This window comes from Knoellia sp. B-D-2 (assembly GCF_057714695.1).
This window is the reverse complement of sequence record NZ_CM173189.1, coordinates 2,832,522-2,849,526: the sequence shown is the minus strand read 5'-3', so window position 1 is coordinate 2,849,526 and position 17,005 is coordinate 2,832,522. Positions and strand designations below refer to the sequence as shown.

The following is a 17,005-nucleotide window of genomic DNA, read 5'->3' as shown; positions in this document are numbered from 1 at the left end:
CGAGGCGTGGGCGCCGGGACTCACTCGCCGGCGACGTTGGCCAGGATCTCAAAGTAGCGCTGCGTCGCCAGCTCGCTGGGCTGCCCTTTGCGGCAGAACGCCAGGGCGGCCAGCGAGCGGTGCACGCGCTCGACGACGACCCGGCCGTCCACGAGCCGCGACTGCAGGGCCGAGAGGGCCTCGTGGAAACGGGGGTCGTCGCGGGCCTGCTCGTAGGACGACAGCACGTGGACGTAGAAGAAGAGGTTGTAGCCCTCGAACGGGTACCCGACCTGCATGAAGAGGGTCCCGATCCCGTAGTGGCACGGCCCGAGCGGACGGCGGGTCTCCCAGTGTCCGAGCAGCTGGTCCACGGCACCCGTCGGCACGGAGTCGGCGAGCCCGGCGAGCCGGAGGGCGTCGAGCGCCGTGAGCGTGGGACCCGGGTTCGAGAACTCGGTCTCCGGCCCCCGTCCATAGCTGAACTTCCGGCAACGCCAGCCGCCGTCGTCGTGGAGCGTCCCGAGGAGGTGCTGGAACGACCGTCGCACCCGGTCGTCGGAGGCGTGGCCGAGGAGCGACAGGACCCGGACGGCGTTGATGGTGTGGCACGGGTGGATCGCGCCGGAGGGCGACAGCCTGAACCGACCGTCCTCCCGCCAGGCGCCCAGCAGCAGGTCCGCCGCGCCGCGCAGCACCTCGTGCGAGGTCTCCAGGCCGAGCTCGACGAGCAGCGCCGGGGCCTCGAGCGTCGAGAACGGCCCACCCTTGGCCAGCCCGCCCTCCGGCGTGGCCCAGAAGTCGGCGCCCTGGTGCGTCCGCGTGGCCAGGATGGCCTCGACGTCGGCTCGGTGCTGCGGTGCCACTGCCATCGGTCTCGTGCTTCCTCGGTGACGGGAGCGTCGTCCTCCACTGTGCCACTCTCGACCCGGCCCCACGCCGAGACCGCGATCAGGTGCTGGCGGCGTGCTTCCGCACGAACGCGCGGACGGCGGCGTTCACCTCGTCCGGCCGCTCGAGGGGGCTGACGTGACCCGCACCCTCGATGACGACGAGCTCGGCGTCGGGGATCGCGCCGGCGAACTCGCGAGCCACGCGCAGTGGTGAGCGCGCGTCGAGCCCTCCCCACACCAGGAGGGTCGGTACGAGGACCCGGGGCAGCACGTCGCTGAGGTCGGTCTCGGCCATGAGGCCCAGCTCGAGCTCCAGCGTCCCGGGGCGCACGTCGGCCGCCATCGCCGCCATCGCGGCGACGAGCTCGGCGGACGGCTCACTCCCGAACAGACCCGGGAGGGTGGGGTCGAAGTCCTCCGGCGGCTCGGCCAGCATGGTCCGGACCCCCTCGACCCGGGCACGCACCTCGTCGGCGGGAAGTGAACCCTTCCAGCCGGCATACGTGTCGACCATGAGGAGCGTCGCGAAGAGCCGCGGGTGGCGGCGGTAGCACTCGAGCACCACGGTGCCGCCCCACGAGAGCCCGCCGACGTGCGCCGGCCCGAGGTCGAGGTGGACGATGACCGCGGCCAGGGCGTCGGCGAAGTCCGCGAGGGTGTAGCCGTCCGGGACCGCCGAGGACCCGCCCACCCCGGGCTCGTCCCACGCGACGACGGTGAACTCGTCGCTCAGCCCGTCGAGCTGCGGCCGCCAGCTGCGGGAGTCGAGCGCGGCCCCGTGGACGAGGACGAGCGGCGGGCCCGACCCGACGCGCTCGAGCGCGACCCGCACCCCGCCGCCGACCTCCACGTGCTCCACACCCGCGAACGTACCCCGGCTCCGCGGAGCCGGGCACCCGTGCACACCGGTGATGACATGATCGGCTCATGTCAGTCGTCGTCGGCGCCACCCCGGTGGTCGACGACCTGCGGCTGCTGGACCTCCTCGACGCGGGCGAGCGCGAGCGCGCGGCCCGCAAGGCGGCCCCCCATCCCTTCGTCACGGCCCACGCCCTGCTGCGCCGCCTCGTCGCGGACGAGACCGGCGCCGACCCCCGGACCCTCGAGTTCGTCAAGCGCTGCGCCACCTGCGGGACCGACCGGCACGGCAAGCCGCACGTCGTGGGCATGCGCGACGTCCACGTGTCCGTGTCCTACGGGGAGCACCTGGCCGTCGCCGCCGTGACCCGGCTCGGGGAGGTGGGCGTCGACGTCGAGGACCTGGAGTCCGCGGACTTCGACGGCTTCAACTCGGTGACGCTCGATGCCAGCGAGGTGGCCCACCTCGACGGGCTCCACGGCGACGCACTGCTTGCCGCGCGGGCCCTGACCTGGGCCCGCAAGGAGGCGATCCTCAAGGCCACCGGCCACGGGCTCGTCGTCGACCCGAGCCAGGTGGTCGTGTCCGCGCCGGGCGAGCCCGCGGCCCTCGTGGAGTGGCGGGCGGCGCAGCACCCGCCGGGAGCGACGCAGGTGGGCGACGTCGACGTCGGCGCCGCCGACCACCGCGCCGCCGTCGCCGTCCTCACGACGCGGCCGATGTCGGTGCGGGTTCAGCTGCGCTGAGCGCCCGCGGCCGTGCGGCGCAGCGCGAGCTCGGCGAGGAGGGCCGCGACGTCGGCGATGACCGAGTCGTCGTAGACCGCCCGCGGGGAGTGGTTGTCGTCCGCGGTCGTGTGGTCGTCGACGACACAGGCGCCGACGTTGAGGTACGCGCCCGGCACCTGCTCGAGGACGAACGACATGTCCTCGGCGCCGGCCTCCGGGTTCACCATGTCGGCCCACCGCTCGGCGCCGAACAGGTCCACCACGGTCCCCCGCGCGAAGGCGAACTCGTCCGGGTCGTTGACGGTCACCGGGTAGCCGCCGCTGATCTCGACGGTGGCGCTGAGGTGGTGCGCCGCGGCGACGTGCTCTGCCACGCGGTGGATCTCCGCGTGGGCCAGCTCGCGGTGCTCCGAAGAGAAGGTGCGCAGCGTCGCGTCGATCTCGGCCGTGTCGGGGATGACGTTGTTGACGGTCCCGGAGCTGATCCGGCCGACCGTGACGACGACGGGGTCGAACGCGTCGAAGCGGCGCGTCACCATCGTCTGGAGCGCGAGCACCACCTCGCACGCCACCGGCACCGGGTCGAGGGCCATGTGCGGCTGCGAGCCGTGACCACCCTTGCCCTGCACCCTGATCCGCACCTCGTCCGCCGCGGCCATCTGGGGACCCGGGCGGCCGAACCACACCCCGCGAGGGTGCTCCGCGGCATACACATGCACGGCGTATGCCGCGTCGACCCGACGGCCGGCCACGTCCAGCAGTCCTTCGGCCAGCATCGGCTCGGCCCCTCCGGGGCCCTCCTCCCCCGGCTGGAACATGAGGACGACGTCACCGGCCAGGTCGTCGCGCCGCTCGTGCAGGATGCGCGCGGCCCCGACGAGACCGGCGACGTGCAGGTCGTGACCGCACGCGTGCATGAGCCCGGGGCGCTCGGACGCGAAGTCGAGACCGGTCGCCTCGGTGACGGGCAGCGCGTCCATGTCACCGCGGAGCAGGACGACGGGTCGGGGGTCGCCCGGGCGGCCGCCCCGGCCACGGAGGACGGCGACGACGCTGCTCAGGTGCCGACCGAGGGTGACCTCGAGGTCGAGGCCGGCCAGGGCGTCGACGACGGCCCGCTGGGTGCGCGGCAGGTCGTTGCCGAGCTCGGGGTTGCGGTGGAGGTCGTGCCGCAGCTCGACGAGGTCGGGAGCGAGGGACTGCGCCAGCTCGACGACCGAGGAGCGGTCGGGCATCAGTGCACCTGGCCGGCGAAGTCGTGGCGGTGCTCGACGATGGAGTCGAGCAGCTCGCGCTCCTCGGTGACGGCCCGCGCGTCGGCGGCGGAGTGGTGCATGCGCCGACGGAGCAGGGCGAGCTCGCTCGCGGCGTCCTGGAAGTCCGCCATCGAGCGCAGGCCGGCGCGGCCGCCGTTGGTCCTGGCCCACTGGCGCGCCTCACGACGACGCGCCATCGAGGACAGCATCGACACCTCCGCCGGCGAGAACCACCCCGCGTCGGCGTACGGGTGGAGGAACTGGCCGATGAGCCGGCCCTCGCGGCGGCGCACCCAGACGACGAACCCGAGGAACGCGAGGAAGAGTGGGACCTGGACGAGGAGGTAGACGGCGATGAGGCCCTCGCCGCCGCTCACCGCGGCGAGGTTCCACGTGGCGTGGGCGAGGACCGCGATGACGAAGCCGAGGAGCGGGGCGAGCCACCGGACGACCCCGCGCCGGGACGTCGCGGCGATCCCGATGCCGATCCCGGTGCAGATCGTGAACATCGGGTGCGCGAACGGTGACAGCAGGCAGCGCCCGACGAACGTCGCGGTGAGGCCGTCCTGCCCGTGCTCGACCCAGGCGAGCGCGAGGTACTGGATGTTCTCGGTGAACGCGAAGCCCGCGGCGGTCACCCCGGCGTAGACCATGCCGTCGGTGACGCCGTCGAACTCCCGCTTGGCGAAGCGCCACACGAGGAGGACGAGCACGCCCTTGGCCGCCTCCTCGACGACCGGGGCGACGAAGACGGCGGTCAGCGCCAGCGACTCGTCGGCGGGGATCGTCCCCCAGAGGACGAGCTGGCCGGCCGTGTTGAGCCCCATCGCGATGAGGACCGCGATGAGGGCTCCCCAGAGGAACGCCAGGACGAGGTAGCGCGTCGGCTCGGACTCGAAGCGGTCAAGCCACATGAAGGTCGGCACGACGATGCCCAGCGGGATGATCGCGACGACGAGCCCGAGGAGGGACGCGCTCACGCCGGCGGCGGCACCGATGGCGACGGCGACGGTCAGGGCGGCGACCCCGAAGCCAGCGGTCGCCACACCGACGAGCACCCAGCGCCGCAGGAGCGAACGGCCGTGGTGGACGCCGTGAGCATGGGTCCTCGGATGCCGCGGACCGGGTGTGCTCGCGTCGACGGACTGCTCCCCACTCATGGACATCGAGCCTAGTGCAGCGCCATACAGTGGAGGCCATGTCCGCCACGCCTGTCCGAGCCCTCACCGACCGCATCGTCTGGATCGACTGCGAGATGACCGGGCTCTCCCTCGAGCACGACGCCCTCGTCGAGGTGGCTGCGCTCGTCACCGACTTCGAGCTCAACGTCCTCGGCGAGGGGGTCGACGTCGTCATCCGCCCGCCGGAGGAGGCGCTGGCGCAGATGGGCGACTTCGTCCGCGACATGCACACCTCCTCGGGCCTCCTCGACGAGCTCGCCGGCGGCGTGAGCATGGAGGAGGCGGAGCAGCGCGTCCTCGAGTACGTCCGCGCCTGGGTGCCGGAGCCGCGCAAGGCGCCGCTCGGCGGCAACACCGTCGCGACCGACCGGGGCTTCCTCGCCCGTGACATGACCGAGCTCGAGGAGCACCTGCACTACCGGATCATCGACGTCTCCTCCATCAAGGAGCTGGCCCGCCGGTGGTACCCCCGCGCCTACTTCTCGGCGCCCGAGAAGTCGGGTGGCCACCGTGCGCTGGCCGACATCAAGGAGTCGATCGCCGAGCTGCGCTACTACCGCGCCGCCGTCTTCGTCGACCCGCCCGGACGCGCCAGCGAGGAGCTGCGCGCCATCGCGGCCGAGCACCTCGTGGACCACTCCGCACCGGCGCCGGCCGCACCGTCCGACGTGGTCGGGACCACCCCCGCCGAACAGGTACGATAGTTCGCGCTGCCTCGGCTGGACTCGTTCGTATGCCGGGCAGTGGCCTTGGTGGGCGTAGCTCAGCAGGTAGAGCACCGCGTTGTGGTCGCGGGGGTCGCGGGTTCAAGCCCCGTCGCTCACCCCAAACGAAAGCCCCTGCACTGCAGGGGCTTTCGTCATGCCCGGGGTCGTTGTGCAGACTGGGCCCATGCGAACGACGACTCGTGTCCTGGCCCTGATGCTCATCACCGCGTGGGTCGGTCTCGGCGTCGCCGTGCTCCCGGCCAGCGCCCACTCCCGGCTGCTGTCGAGCTCCCCGGCCGACGGGGCGACGGTTCCGGCCTCTCTCGGCGCGCTCGTCCTGACCTTCAACGAGGACATCAACCCGAAGTTCGTCACGGTCCGGGTGACCGACGGGGAGGGTGGCGCCGTCGTGGACGCGGAGGCCACCGTCGCAGGCCCGACGGTCACCGTGCCGGTCGCACAGCCGATCGCCGCCGGGTCCTACAAGATCACCTACCGCGTCGTCAGTGCGGACTCGCACCCGATCTCCGGGTCGACCGCCTTCACCATCGCCGGCGACCCGCAGGCCTCGCCGTCGGCGGCGCCGACCCCGTCGGCGCAGTCCCCGTCGCCGAGCGTCTCGGCGACGACGTCCACGCCGGAGGCGTCCCCGGCCCCGTCGCCGTCGGCCGTCGCCGCGGACGAGCAGGACACGTCGGGGGGCACCCCCCTGGCCGTGTGGGTCGTCGGGTTCGGCGTCCTGGCGGCCGCCGTCGGGGGGACCTTTTACGCCATCCGCCGGGACCGGGACGGCGCCTGACGGGGTGGGGCCGGCGGGGCGGCGTCGATTTCGCAACCGGCCCGAACCTTTGCTAATGTCTCCGCTCGCGCGCCATTAGCTCAATTGGCAGAGCAGCTGACTCTTAATCAGCGGGTTCGGGGTTCGAGTCCCTGATGGCGCACCACGCGAAGAGCCCCGCACGGTCACCGTGCGGGGCTCTTCGCCTGCCCCAGCCGGCCGGCCGGAGGACACGGGACCAAGGGCCCTGCCGTCCCCTCGTGCACAGGAGGACCGTGGGCCACGAGGTTCCCCGAGGAGGTGGGCCATGAGAGTCCGCGCGCTGGTGCTGGTCGTCGCCCTGGGGCTCGCGGGCGGCCTGTCCGGCTGCGGCCTCGACGACGAGCAACGCGAGTGGCGACACGGCGGGCCGATGCCCATGACCATGGTGTCGTCCGAGGCGACCTACCTCGCGGAGATGATCCCCCACCACGAGGAGGCCGTCCGGGCCGCCGGGGAGCTGGTGCGGTCGCCGCGGGCCGAGATGCGGAAGTTCGGCGAGGACATCGTCAGGACGCAGACGGCCCAGATCGTCCGGATGCGCGCATGGCTGCGGGACTGGTACCCCGACCAGCCGGAGGACACCGCGTACCGGCCGATGATGCGCGACCTCACGGCACAGGGGGGTGACGCGCTCGACCGCGCCTTCCTGCAGGACATGGTCGGCCACCACATGATGGCGGTGATGATGTCGCAGCACCGGCTGAGGGGCGGCACCACCCACCCCCAGGTCGAGGACCTCGCGCAGGAGATCAGCGACGAGCAGCGCCGCGAGATCCGTCAGATGAGCCGCTGGCTGGCGGCCTGGTTCGGGCTGGGGACCTCGGGGATGAACCCGGGAATGCGCCTGCGGTGACTCGACCGCCTCAGGGACCCGACCGCCTCAGTGGCGGCGGCGGCGCAGCAGCTTGAAGGCGACGATGACGGCGACGACGGCCACGGCGGCGGCCACGCGCTCGACGCGCAGGTCACCCTCGGGCGTCGTGGTCGCGTCGGCGAAGCGGGCCTTGGCCTGCTGCACCTGGCGCTTGGCGATCGCCGAGGGCGTCGCCTTGGCGGTCAGCTCGTCGAGGGTCCGGGCCAGGCGCACGCGACGCTCGGCGATGTCGGCCTCGAGGGCGGGGATGCTGCTGCTCATGGGTCAGTCCTCATTCAGTCCGAGGTCGCGTCGCAGCTTGGCGACGTGACCTGTGGCCTTGACGTTGTGGAAGGCGTGCTCGACCGTGCCGTCCTCGCCGACCACGAAGGTCGATCGGATGACGCCCTGGACGACCTTGCCGTACAGCTTCTTCTCACCGTAGGCGCCCCACGCCGTCATGACCGACTTGTCCGGGTCCGACAGCAGGGTGAGCGACAGGTGCTCCTTGTCTCGGAACTTCGCGAGCTTCTCGGGCTGGTCCGGCGAGATGCCCAGCACGGTGTAGCCGTCGGCCTTGAGCGACTCGAGCGACTCGCTGAAGTCGCAGGCCTGCTTCGTGCACCCGGGCGTCATGGCCGCCGGGTAGAAGTAGACGATGACCTTGCCCCCACGCAGGTCCGACAGCGTCACGCTCGCCCCGGTGTCGGTGCTCAGGGTGAAGTCGGGTGCGACGTCTCCGGCGCTCAGTCGGTCACTCACGGGTGGATCCTCCTTGGATGCTCGTCACCAAACCTACCTGTCGCGGCTCGCGAGCCGGATGGTGCGTGCGCGAGGCGGGATTCGAACCCGCACACCCGAAGGCACTGAGTCCTAAGCCCAGCGTGTCTGCCGTTCCACCACTCGCGCGTCGCGGACAGGGTATGCCGTCGGCCCGCCCGACGCCGACCGCTCACCCCTGCGCGGTGAGGCGTTCGCGCAGGATCGGCACCATGGCGCGGAAGGCGAGCCCGCGGTGGGAGATCGCGTTCTTCTCGACGTCGGTGTACTCGGCCATGGACCGGGTGTCGCCGTCGGGCACGAAGACGGGGTCGTAACCGAAGCCGTTCTCCCCGACCGCCTCGCGCCGGATCGTGCCCGTGACGCGCCCCTCGACGGCCTCGACCGAGCCGTCGGGCATCGCCAGGACGGCCGCGCAGACGAAGGACGCCGCGCGGTGCTCGTCGGGCACGTCGCCGAGCTGCTCGAGCAGCAGGGAGACGTTGGACCGGTCGCGAACGGCGCGGGGTGCGTCCGCCCCGGCGTGCGAGCCCGACCACCGGGCCGAGAAGACGCCGGGTGAGCCGCCGAGGACGTCGACGGCCAGCCCCGAGTCGTCGGCGACGCTGGGCAGGCCGGTGGCCCGCGCCACGGCCACGGCCTTGAGCCGGGCGTTGCCCTCGAACGTCACCTCGCTCTCGACGACGTCGGGGGCGTCGGGAAAGTCCGAGGCGCCGACGATCTCGAGCCCGAGCTCGTCGACGAGGTCGGCGAGGATCTGCCGCAGCTCGAGGACCTTGTGCTCGTTCTGCGTGGCGAGGACGAGGCGGGTCATCGCACCCGCACCCGCGGGGTTTCCCCGAGGGCCTGGTGCTGCGCGACGGTCAGCTCGGCGCAGCCGGTGGCGGCGAGGTCGAGCAGCGCGAGCAGCCGGTCGCGGTCGAAGGCCGAGCCGGCGCCCTCGGCCGTGCCCTGCACCTCGACGTAGCGCCCGGAGCCGGTCATGACGACGTTCATGTCGGTGTCGGCGGTCGAGTCCTCGGGGTAGTCGAGGTCGAGCACCGGCGCACCGCCGACGACGCCGACGCTCACGGCGGCGATCGAGTCGGACAGCGGCGAGGCGCCCTGGGCGATGAGGCCCTTGGCCTTGGCGTCCTCGATGGCGTCGGCGAGGGCGACGTAGGCACCGGTGATCGCCGCGGTCCGGGTGCCGCCGTCGGCCTGGAGGACGTCGCAGTCGACGACGATGGTGTTCTCGCCGAGGGCCTTGGTGTCGATGACGGCCCGGAGCGACCGGCCGATGAGCCGCGAGATCTCGTGGGTGCGGCCGCCGACCTTGCCCTTGCGGGACTCGCGGTCCGAGCGGGTGTTGGTCGAGCGCGGCAGCATCTCGTACTCAGCCGTCACCCAGCCGGTCCCCTGGCCCTTCATCCAGCGCGGCACGCCGGCGGTGAAGGACGCGGCGCAGAGCACCCGGGTCCGGCCGAACTCGACGAGCACGCTGCCCTCGGCGTGGTCGAGCCAGTTGCGCGTGATGCGCACCTCGCGCAGCTCGTCGGGGGTACGGCCGTCATGTCTGGTCTGGGGTGAAGTCACCCCCGCAGGCTAGACGCCGGACGCGACACCGCGTGAGCCGAGGTCGTGGACGGCGCCCGGCTCGGCGACCTCCACCCCGGGCCAGAGCTCCTCGGCCTGGGCGCGGCAGACCTCCGGGTCGTTCCACGCCGGCATGTGGGTCAGCACGAGCCGCTTGACGCCTCCGGCGTCGAGCGCCGCGCGGGCCGCCCGGCTCGCCGACAGGTGCACCCCTTGGACGCCGTCGCGTCCGTCGACGAAGGCCGAGTCGGCGAGCACGAGGTCGGCGCCGCTCATGAGCGGGCCGAGGCTGTCGCAGCTGTCGGTGTCACCGGTGTAGGCGATGACGGCCCCGTCGCCCTCGACGCGGAAGCCGTACGCCTCGACGGGGTGGTTCACGGCATACGGGGTGATCGTCAGCGGGCCGACGCGGATCGGGACGCGGTCGTGCACCCGGCCGAAGTCGAAGACCCGCTCCAGGCCCCCGTCCTCGAGCCCGTGGTACATGAGGGCGATCCGACGGGAGGTGTCGCGCGGGCCCCAGACGGGCAGCCGCTCGTCGGGCGCACCCCCGGGCGCGTAGGTGTAGGAGACGTAGAGACCGCAGAGGTCGGCGCAGTGGTCCGGGTGCAGGTGGCTGAGGAGGACCGCGTCGAGGGCGTGCGGGTCGACGTGCTGCTGCAGCGGGCCGAGCGCACCCGAACCGAGGTCGAGCAGGACGTTCCAGGTCCGGCCGTCGGCGTCGTCGGCACTCACGAGGTAGCTGGACGCCGCGGAGGTCGGGCCGGCGAACGAGCCGCTGCAGCCGATGACGGTCAGCCTCACGCGACCACCTCGGCGACCGCCACGGGCGAGATGAAGACGTCCCCGACGTCCGGCCCGAGCGCGAGGAAGCGCGTGGCCAGCCGGCGGAACTCCTCCGGGTCCCCGGTGGTCGTGAAGCCGTGCTGCGGCGCCGGTGAGGCGTCGGGGCGGAGCAGGTCGCTGTCGGACAGCACGCGGTAGAGCTCCTTCGCGGTCTCGTCGGCGGAGGACACGAGCGTGACGTCCGGTCCCATGACGTAGGAGATCACGCCGGACAGCAGCGGGTAGTGCGTGCAGCCGAGGATGAGCGTGTCGACCCCGTGCTCCTGGAAGGGGGCGAGGTACTCGCGCGCCACCGCACGGACCTCCTCCCCACCGGTCACGCCCGACTCGACGAACTCGACGAACCGGGGGCACGCCCCGCTCGTGACGTCGAGGTGCGGCGCCGCCGCGAAGGCGTCGAGGTAGGCCCGTGACTGGTGCGTGCCGGTCGTCGAGATGACCCCGATCCGACCGCTGCGGGTCGCGCCCACGGCCCGGCGCACGGCCGGTCGGATGACCTCCACGACCGGCACGTCGTAGCGCTCGCGGGCGTCGTGGAGGACGGCGGCGCTCGCCGTGTTGCACGCGATGACGAGCGCCTTGACGCCGTGGTCGACGAGCCGGTCGAGGCACTCGAGGGCGAAGGCCCGGGTCTGCGCGATGGGTCGCGGGCCGTAGGGGGTGCGCGCGGTGTCGCCGAGGTAGGCGACCGACTCGTGCGGCAGCTGGTCGAGGACGGCCCGCGCGACGGTGAGACCGCCGTATCCGGAGTCGAAGATGCCGATGGGTGAGTCAGCCACCGGCACAGGCTATGCGTTTCCGGTCTGGCCAGGAGGCGCCAGTGGCCTTCGCCACCGGGGCGTCCTCCGGTCAGCCCGCCGGACCGGCCTTGGGCGACCGCGGCAGCATCGCCGTCGCCAGCGTCTCCTGCAGCCAGGTGAGGAAGTCGTAGACCGCCATGGCGTGCGCCCGCGGGTCGTCGACGTCCCCCTCCGCGAGCTCCTCCTCGAGGCGGTCGACGTCGGCGTCCTCGCGCAGCCCGAGGCGCTCGCCGAGCACGAGCCGCACGTCGGTGAGCGCGATGACGAAGTCGATCGCGGTCCGCTCGTCCAGCTCGACGCCGGAGCCCGGAGCCCGGAGCGCGGTGATGGCGGACTCGAGGTGGCGCGCCTTGCGCTGGCGCAGGCCGTGCTCGGTGAGCCGGCGGAACTCCGCCGACGCCTGGTCGTCGGTGCGGTTGCCCGCCGGCAGGAGCCGCTCGAGGGCGGGGTCGCGGTCGCCGAACGACCGGGCGTCCGCGGGCACCGGCCGGTGGTCGGGAGCCTGGTCCTCCGCGGACACGGACACGCCCATCCCGAGGCCGCCCAGCCCCGACACGATCGAGTCGAAGTCGTCGCCCTCACCGCTCGTGGTCGCGGCGTCGGACTCGGGCGCCACGAGGTCGTGAACCTGCTCCATCAGCCCCGCGACGACCGCACGTTCCATCGCATCGAGCTTCGCGGCATACCGGGTCGTCTTCCCCCTCCCGCGACGGGAGAACGCGCGGGCCATCAGTCGTCCTTCTGGAAGGTCGCCCACAGCCCGTAGCCCTGGAGGGCCTCGGTGTCGATCTCCATCTTCTCGCGTGAGCCGTGCGAGACGACGGCGCGGCCCTTGACGTGCACGTCCATCATGAGCTTCTCGGCCTTGGCACGCTCGTAGCCGAAGTAGCTCTGGAAGACGTAGGTCACGTAGGACATGAGGTTGACCGGGTCGTTCCAGACGAGCGTGATCCACGGGACGTCGGCCTCGACCAGGGAGTCGGAGGAGGTGGTCTCCTCCTTCACGGGCGCGATGGACACGCTTCCCACCATAGGCTGCCGCGAATGAGGCCCGAGCCCGCCGCCCCCGCGTCCACCGCCCTGTTCACCGACCACTACGAGCTGACCATGGTCCAGGCGGCACTGCGGTCCGGTGCGGCGAGTCGCCGCTGCGTCTTCGAGACCTTCGCCCGCCGGCTCCCCCGGGGTCGCCGATACGGGGTCCTCGCAGGGACCGGGCGGGTGCTCGACGCGATCGAGCAGTTCCGGTTCGGTGACGCCGAGATCGCCCGGCTGCGCGACGGGAAGGTCGTCGACGACGAGACCCTGCACTTCCTCGCCGGCTACCGATTCGACGGGGACATCCGGGGGTACGCCGAGGGCGAGGCGTGGTTCCCCGGATCCCCCGTGCTCGTCGTCGAGTCCGACTTCGCCCACGGAGTGCTCCTCGAGACGGTGATCCTGTCGATCCTCAACCACGACAGCGCGATCGCGAGCGCCGCCTCCCGGATGACCGGGGCCGCGGGGACGCGTCCCTGCATCGAGATGGGCTCGCGGCGCACGCACGAGGAGGCGGCGGTGGCGGCAGCACGCGCGGCCTGGATCGCCGGCTTCGCGGCCACGTCGAACCTCGAGGCGGGACGGCGCTGGGGCGTGCCGACCGCGGGGACGGCGGCCCACTCGTTCACGCTGCTGCACGACGACGAGCGTGAGGCCTTCACCGCGCAGGTGGAGGCGCTGGGCCCGGGCACGACGCTGCTCGTCGACACCTACGACGTCCAGCGGGCGGTGGAGATCGCCGTCGAGGTCGCCGGAACCGGGCTCGGTGCGGTGCGGCTCGACAGCGGCGACCTGCTCGACCAGGCCCAGGAGGTGCGCGAGCAGCTCGACTCGCTCGGCGCCACGTCCACCCGGATCGTCGTGACCTCCGACCTCGACGAGTTCGCCATCGCCGGGCTCGCGGCCGGTCCAGTCGACGCGTACGGCGTCGGCACCCAGCTCGTCACCGGGTCCGGCGCCCCCACGGCGGGCATGGTCTACAAGCTCGTCGCCCGCTCGGACGACTCCGGCCGGATGGTCGACGTCGCGAAGGCGAGCAAGGACAAGGCCTCCGTGGGTGGCCGCAAGTTCGCGCTGCGCCGCCGGGACGCGCGCGGCACCGCGGAGGCGGAGATCATCGGCATCGGTGAGGCACCCGTCGACGACGGGGACGACCGCACCCTCCTCGTGGACTACGTCCGGGCGGGTGAGCTCGTCGGCGCTGAGCACGTCGCGCTGGCCGCCGCCCGCGAACGCCACGAGTCCTCGCTCGCCGAGCTGCCCCGCTCGGCCCACCAGCTGAGCCGGGGCGACCCGGCCATCCCCACCCGCTACGTCTGACGCCCCCGTACCGGATGCCGGGTCCTCGTCGCCCTGCGCCGGAGTGGGAGGAGGGGCTCTGCTGGGTCATGGCCTCCGGGACGTCCACCCCCTAACGTGCCGAACACCCGCGCCAGCAACGGCCCCCAGGAGGATGCGTCATGCGTACCAGGTCTCTCGCTCTGCTCGCCGTCGGATCGGCGCTCGTGCTGCCGGCCCTCACACCCGGGGCCTCGGCCGCCCCGCCCGGTGGCGGACCGGGAGAGTCGAACGCCCGGACCACCGAGGTCCAGGTGCTGGCGCTCAACGACTTCCACGGCCAGCTCCGGCCGCCGGACTCGACGAGCTCGGGCGGCCGCATCGGCGCCACTCCGGCCGGCGGCGCCGAGTACCTCGCGCAGTACGTCCGCAACCTCGAGGCCACGAACCCCAACACCCTCTTCGTGTCGGCCGGGGACCTCATCGGTGCCACCCCGCTCGTGTCGGCGATCTTCCACGACGAGCCGTCGATCGAGGCGATGAACCTCATGGGCCTGGACTACAACGGCGTGGGCAACCACGAGTTCGACGAGGGCCCGGAGGAGCTCGTCCGGATGCAGGAGGGCGGCTGCCACCCCGTCGAGGGCTGCTTCGGTGGTGACGGCTTCGCGGGTGCGGACTTCGACTTCCTGGCCGCCAACGTCACCTACAAGGACACCGGCGAGACCATCTTCCCGCCCTATGCCATCCACCGGTTCCCGGGCGCCAAGGTGGCCGTCGTCGGGATGACCCTCGAGGGCACGCCCAACATCGTCACCGCCGCGGCCACCGCGAACCTCGACTTCCACGACGAGGCCGACTCGGTCAACGCCCTCGTCCCCGTGCTCAAGAAGGCGGGCGTCGAGACGATCGTCGTGCTGCTCCACGAGGGTGGCAGCGCCGGGACCGGCCTCAACGAGACCACGGTCAACTCCTGCGCCAACCCGACCGGAGCCGGGGTGGAGGTCATCAAGCGGTTCGACCCCGAGATCGACCTCGTCGTCACGGGCCACACGAACTGGGCCCTCAACTGCCCGGACCTCGCCGGGACGGGGATCATGGTGACCGGCGCCGCGTCGGCGGGCCGCGTGGTCACGGACATCGACCTCTCGATCAGCCGCGCGACGAAGGAGGTCGTGTCGGCCACGATCAACAACGTCATCGTGCGACGCGACGCCTTCACGCCGGCGGAGGACCTCACGGCGCTCATCGACAAGTACGGCGAGATCGCCGCACCGACCGAGAACAGGGAGATCGGCGCGGCGTCGGCACCCCTCACCAGGACGCAGAACAGCCTCGGTGAGTCGTCGCTCGGCGACATCATCGCCGACGCCCAGGTCTGGGCGACCTCCGGGACCGGGTGGCCGGCCGGCAACGGGGCGCCGGCGGTCATCTCGTTCATGAACTCCGGCGGCATCAGGGCGGACATCAACGCCGGCCCGATCACCTACGGAGAGGCCTTCACGGTCCAGCCCTTCGCCAACGTCCTCGTCACCATGGACCTCACCGGCGCCGCCATCGAGGCGGTGCTGGAGCAGCAGTTCACGGGCGGCAACGGCGTGCTCCAGATCCCGGCCTCGCTCACGTACGACCGCTCCCTCAGCGCCGCGCCGGGTGACCGCATCTCGAACGTCCGGATCAACGGCGTGCCGCTCGACCCCGCGGCCACCTACCGCGTCACGGTGAACAACTTCCTCGCCGACGGCGGTGACGGCTACAGCGTGTTCCGGGACGGCACCAACCGGTTCGTCGGCGAGATCGACCTCGACGCCTTCGCCCGGTACGTCGAGCACCTCGGGACCGTGAACCCCGGACCGCAGAACCGGATCACGGCGGTCCCCTGACACGGCGCCTGACCACACCTCGACCCGCAGGGCGCCCGTTGGCCCTGCGGGTCGAGTGTTCTCACAGACCGGGTCGTCCGTCTGTGCGCCGAGTGTTACGGACCATTCACACGCGCTGAGGTGCCCGAAACACCCGGTCGGCAGGGTTTCGACGCATGGAGACCACCACCGCCACCGCGGCCACCGCCGGCCCCGTCCCGGAGGCCCCGCTCGCCCCGACCGCCCCCACGACCCGCGGGGGCCGCTGGATCGATCACTGGGACCCCGAGGACGCCACCTTCTGGCAGTCCACCGGCCGCCGCGTCGCGCGCCGCAACCTCGGCTTCTCCGTCCTCGCCGAGTTCCTCGGGTTCTGCGTCTGGGCCCTGTGGAGCGTCGTCGTGCCGCTCCTGCCCGCCGCCGGCTTCTCGCTGACCCTCAACGAGCAGTTCTGGCTCATCGCGGTGCCGAGCCTCGTCGGCGCCACCGTCCGCATCCCCTACACCTTCGCCGTCCCGATGTTCGGCGGGCGCAACTGGACCGTCATCTCGTCACTCCTCCTGCCGCTGCCCGCGTCGGCGCTCGCCTGGGTCGTCACCCAGCCGGGCACGCCGTTCGGGGTGCTCCTGCTCTGCGCCGCGCTCGCCGGGTTCGGTGGCGGCAACTTCGCCTCGTCGATGACGAACATCTCGTTCTTCTTCCCCGAGGCCGAGAAGGGAAAGGCGCTGGGGCTCAACGCCGCCGGCGGCAACCTCGGCACCGGCATGGTCCAGATGGTCGTCCCCGCGGTCATCGCCATCGGCGCCGGCGTGCACCTCGAGCGGGCCGGCCTGGTCTTCATCCCCCTCGCCCTGCTGTCGGCCGCGGCCGCGTGGCGCTGGATGGACAACCTCTCGGGCATCCGCGCCGACTACCGCTCGTTCGCCCTCGCGACCCGCAACCCGCACACGTGGGTCATCTCCTTCCTCTACATCGGCACCTTCGGCTCCTTCATCGGGTATGCCGGTGCGTTCCCGACGCTGCTCAAGACCCAGTTCCCCACGGCCCCCCTCGGCCTCGCGTTCCTCGGTGCGCTCATCGGCGCCCTCACCCGCCCGCTCGGCGGGATGGTCGCGGACCGGCTCGGTGGCGCCCGCGTCACCATCGCCTCGTTCGTCGTCCTGACCCTCGGCGCCCTCGCCGCGATCGAGGGGCTGCAGTCGCGCAGCTTCCCGCTCTTCTTCGGGGCGTTCATGGTGCTGTTCGTCGGCGCCGGCATCGGCAACGGCGCCACGTACCGGATGATCCCCGCGGTGTTCCGGGCCGGGGTCAGCGCCGAGGCCCTCCCCGCGGCCCGCAAGGCCGCCGCCGGGTGCATCGGCATCGCGGGGGCCGTCGGCGCCTACGGCGGCTTCTTCATCCCGCGTGGCTTCGCCATGGCGAAGGACACGTACGGCTCCCTCACCCCCGCCCTCTACGTCTTCGTCGGCGCCTACGTCCTCATGGCCGTGACGACGTATGCCGTGTACCAGCGTCGCGGTACGGCGCTGGCCGCGGAGACGATCTGAGCC

Annotated in this window: 19 protein-coding genes and 3 tRNA genes; 9 read left to right on the top strand and 13 right to left on the bottom strand. The window is 72.3% G+C overall.

The window, feature by feature from the left end; translation table 11 throughout:
* Positions 1-20: 20 nt before the first annotated feature.
* Together AC3EU2_RS13480 and AC3EU2_RS13475 are read right to left on the bottom strand one after the other, a co-directional pair.
* Positions 21-851, bottom strand: a complete 831-nt coding sequence (locus AC3EU2_RS13480) for a hypothetical protein (RefSeq protein WP_488176806.1) — start codon at positions 849-851, stop codon at positions 21-23.
* A 79-nt stretch (positions 852-930) separates the two neighbouring features.
* The gene (locus tag AC3EU2_RS13475) at positions 931-1,731 is read right to left on the bottom strand and encodes an alpha/beta fold hydrolase (RefSeq protein ID WP_488176805.1); all 801 of its coding nucleotides are present in this window, start codon (positions 1,729-1,731) and stop codon (positions 931-933) included.
* Positions 1,732-1,799: 68 nt separating this feature from the next.
* Between AC3EU2_RS13475 and AC3EU2_RS13470 the strand changes: the two genes are divergently transcribed.
* Entirely contained in the window at positions 1,800-2,477 is a 678-nt protein-coding gene (locus tag AC3EU2_RS13470) for a 4'-phosphopantetheinyl transferase family protein (protein ID WP_488176804.1), read from the top strand.
* Here AC3EU2_RS13470 and AC3EU2_RS13465 read toward each other — a convergent pair.
* Together AC3EU2_RS13465 and AC3EU2_RS13460 are read right to left on the bottom strand one after the other, a co-directional pair.
* A complete protein-coding gene (locus AC3EU2_RS13465; RefSeq protein ID WP_488176803.1) occupies positions 2,465-3,694 on the bottom strand; it encodes a M20 metallopeptidase family protein in 1,230 nt (409 codons plus the stop codon). The two genes, AC3EU2_RS13470 and AC3EU2_RS13465, sit on opposite strands and share 13 nt — an antisense overlap.
* Positions 3,694-4,875, bottom strand: a complete 1,182-nt coding sequence (locus AC3EU2_RS13460) for a PrsW family intramembrane metalloprotease (protein WP_488176802.1) — start codon at positions 4,873-4,875, stop codon at positions 3,694-3,696. Before AC3EU2_RS13460 ends, AC3EU2_RS13465 begins: the two co-directional genes overlap by 1 nt.
* 38 nt (positions 4,876-4,913) lie before the next feature.
* Between AC3EU2_RS13460 and orn the strand changes: the two genes are divergently transcribed.
* The 5 genes from orn to AC3EU2_RS13435 all read left to right on the top strand — a co-directional run bounded on the left by orn (position 4,914) and on the right by AC3EU2_RS13435 (position 7,276).
* Positions 4,914-5,600: an oligoribonuclease gene (gene orn, locus AC3EU2_RS13455; protein WP_488176801.1), complete on the top strand. Its 687-nt coding sequence runs from the start codon at positions 4,914-4,916 to the stop codon at positions 5,598-5,600.
* A gap of 48 nt (positions 5,601-5,648) precedes the next feature.
* Positions 5,649-5,724: transfer RNA gene (locus AC3EU2_RS13450), tRNA-His, on the top strand.
* A gap of 63 nt (positions 5,725-5,787) precedes the next feature.
* Positions 5,788-6,402, top strand: coding sequence for a copper resistance CopC family protein (locus AC3EU2_RS13445; RefSeq protein ID WP_488176800.1), 615 nt, complete (start codon positions 5,788-5,790; stop codon positions 6,400-6,402).
* Positions 6,403-6,471: 69 nt separating this feature from the next.
* Positions 6,472-6,547 (top strand) — tRNA-Lys (locus AC3EU2_RS13440).
* A gap of 141 nt (positions 6,548-6,688) precedes the next feature.
* Positions 6,689-7,276: a DUF305 domain-containing protein gene (locus AC3EU2_RS13435; RefSeq protein WP_488176799.1), complete on the top strand. Its 588-nt coding sequence runs from the start codon at positions 6,689-6,691 to the stop codon at positions 7,274-7,276.
* Positions 7,277-7,303: 27 nt separating this feature from the next.
* Here the strand turns inward: AC3EU2_RS13435 and AC3EU2_RS13430 are convergent, their stop codons facing one another.
* The 9 genes from AC3EU2_RS13430 to clpS form a co-directional block, all read right to left on the bottom strand.
* Positions 7,304-7,558, bottom strand: a complete 255-nt coding sequence (locus AC3EU2_RS13430; RefSeq protein WP_488176798.1) for a DUF3618 domain-containing protein — start codon at positions 7,556-7,558, stop codon at positions 7,304-7,306.
* Positions 7,559-7,561: 3 nt separating this feature from the next.
* The gene (gene bcp / locus AC3EU2_RS13425; protein ID WP_488176797.1) at positions 7,562-8,038 is read right to left on the bottom strand and encodes a thioredoxin-dependent thiol peroxidase; all 477 of its coding nucleotides are present in this window, start codon (positions 8,036-8,038) and stop codon (positions 7,562-7,564) included.
* A gap of 66 nt (positions 8,039-8,104) precedes the next feature.
* Positions 8,105-8,185 (bottom strand) — tRNA-Leu (locus tag AC3EU2_RS13420).
* Between the two features lie 43 nt (positions 8,186-8,228).
* Positions 8,229-8,870, bottom strand: a complete 642-nt coding sequence (gene rdgB / locus AC3EU2_RS13415; protein ID WP_488176796.1) for an RdgB/HAM1 family non-canonical purine NTP pyrophosphatase — start codon at positions 8,868-8,870, stop codon at positions 8,229-8,231.
* Entirely contained in the window at positions 8,867-9,631 is a 765-nt protein-coding gene (gene rph / locus AC3EU2_RS13410; RefSeq protein ID WP_488176795.1) for a ribonuclease PH, read from the bottom strand. The genes rdgB and rph overlap by 4 nt, the downstream gene beginning before the upstream one ends.
* Positions 9,632-9,640: 9 nt before the next feature.
* Complete coding sequence (locus AC3EU2_RS13405) at positions 9,641-10,435, bottom strand: MBL fold metallo-hydrolase (protein ID WP_488176794.1); 795 nt, start codon at positions 10,433-10,435, stop codon at positions 9,641-9,643.
* Positions 10,432-11,256: a glutamate racemase gene (murI, locus tag AC3EU2_RS13400; protein ID WP_488176793.1), complete on the bottom strand. Its 825-nt coding sequence runs from the start codon at positions 11,254-11,256 to the stop codon at positions 10,432-10,434. The genes AC3EU2_RS13405 and murI overlap by 4 nt, the downstream gene beginning before the upstream one ends.
* 70 nt (positions 11,257-11,326) lie before the next feature.
* Positions 11,327-12,007 (bottom strand): DUF2017 family protein, encoded by a 681-nt coding sequence (locus tag AC3EU2_RS13395; RefSeq protein ID WP_488176792.1) that lies wholly within the window; start codon positions 12,005-12,007, stop codon positions 11,327-11,329.
* Entirely contained in the window at positions 12,007-12,297 is a 291-nt protein-coding gene (gene clpS / locus AC3EU2_RS13390; protein ID WP_488176791.1) for an ATP-dependent Clp protease adapter ClpS, read from the bottom strand. Before clpS ends, AC3EU2_RS13395 begins: the two co-directional genes overlap by 1 nt.
* A 24-nt stretch (positions 12,298-12,321) precedes the next feature.
* On the opposite strand from clpS, the gene AC3EU2_RS13385 reads away from it, so the two are divergent.
* The 3 genes from AC3EU2_RS13385 to AC3EU2_RS13375 all read left to right on the top strand — a co-directional run bounded on the left by AC3EU2_RS13385 (position 12,322) and on the right by AC3EU2_RS13375 (position 17,002).
* Positions 12,322-13,635: a nicotinate phosphoribosyltransferase gene (locus AC3EU2_RS13385; RefSeq protein ID WP_488176790.1), complete on the top strand. Its 1,314-nt coding sequence runs from the start codon at positions 12,322-12,324 to the stop codon at positions 13,633-13,635.
* Positions 13,636-13,775: 140 nt separating this feature from the next.
* Positions 13,776-15,476 carry a bifunctional metallophosphatase/5'-nucleotidase gene (locus AC3EU2_RS13380; RefSeq protein ID WP_488176789.1) on the top strand — a complete coding sequence of 567 codons (1,701 nt, stop codon included), beginning with the start codon at positions 13,776-13,778 and terminating at the stop codon, positions 15,474-15,476.
* Between the two features lie 155 nt (positions 15,477-15,631).
* Complete coding sequence (locus AC3EU2_RS13375) at positions 15,632-17,002, top strand: MFS transporter (protein ID WP_488176788.1); 1,371 nt, start codon at positions 15,632-15,634, stop codon at positions 17,000-17,002.
* Positions 17,003-17,005 lie beyond the last annotated feature (3 nt).

Bases quoted from the DNA above. Each gene is read 5' to 3' on its own strand.
- AC3EU2_RS13480 (WP_488176806.1), bottom strand. From the start codon at position 851: ATGGCAGTGGCACCGCAGCACCGAGCCGACGTCGAGGCCATCCTGGCC.
- AC3EU2_RS13470 (WP_488176804.1), top strand. From the start codon at position 1,800: ATGTCAGTCGTCGTCGGCGCCACCCCGGTGGTCGACGACCTGCGGCTG.
- AC3EU2_RS13465 (WP_488176803.1), bottom strand. From the start codon at position 3,694: ATGCCCGACCGCTCCTCGGTCGTCGAGCTGGCGCAGTCCCTCGCTCCC.
- AC3EU2_RS13460 (WP_488176802.1), bottom strand. From the start codon at position 4,875: ATGAGTGGGGAGCAGTCCGTCGACGCGAGCACACCCGGTCCGCGGCAT.
- orn (WP_488176801.1), top strand. From the start codon at position 4,914: ATGTCCGCCACGCCTGTCCGAGCCCTCACCGACCGCATCGTCTGGATC.
- AC3EU2_RS13445 (WP_488176800.1), top strand. From the start codon at position 5,788: ATGCGAACGACGACTCGTGTCCTGGCCCTGATGCTCATCACCGCGTGG.
- AC3EU2_RS13435 (WP_488176799.1), top strand. From the start codon at position 6,689: ATGAGAGTCCGCGCGCTGGTGCTGGTCGTCGCCCTGGGGCTCGCGGGC.
- AC3EU2_RS13430 (WP_488176798.1), bottom strand. From the start codon at position 7,558: ATGAGCAGCAGCATCCCCGCCCTCGAGGCCGACATCGCCGAGCGTCGC.
- rdgB (WP_488176796.1), bottom strand. From the start codon at position 8,870: ATGACCCGCCTCGTCCTCGCCACGCAGAACGAGCACAAGGTCCTCGAG.
- AC3EU2_RS13395 (WP_488176792.1), bottom strand. From the start codon at position 12,007: ATGGCCCGCGCGTTCTCCCGTCGCGGGAGGGGGAAGACGACCCGGTAT.
- AC3EU2_RS13385 (WP_488176790.1), top strand. From the start codon at position 12,322: ATGAGGCCCGAGCCCGCCGCCCCCGCGTCCACCGCCCTGTTCACCGAC.
- AC3EU2_RS13380 (WP_488176789.1), top strand. From the start codon at position 13,776: ATGCGTACCAGGTCTCTCGCTCTGCTCGCCGTCGGATCGGCGCTCGTG.
- AC3EU2_RS13375 (WP_488176788.1), top strand. From the start codon at position 15,632: ATGGAGACCACCACCGCCACCGCGGCCACCGCCGGCCCCGTCCCGGAG.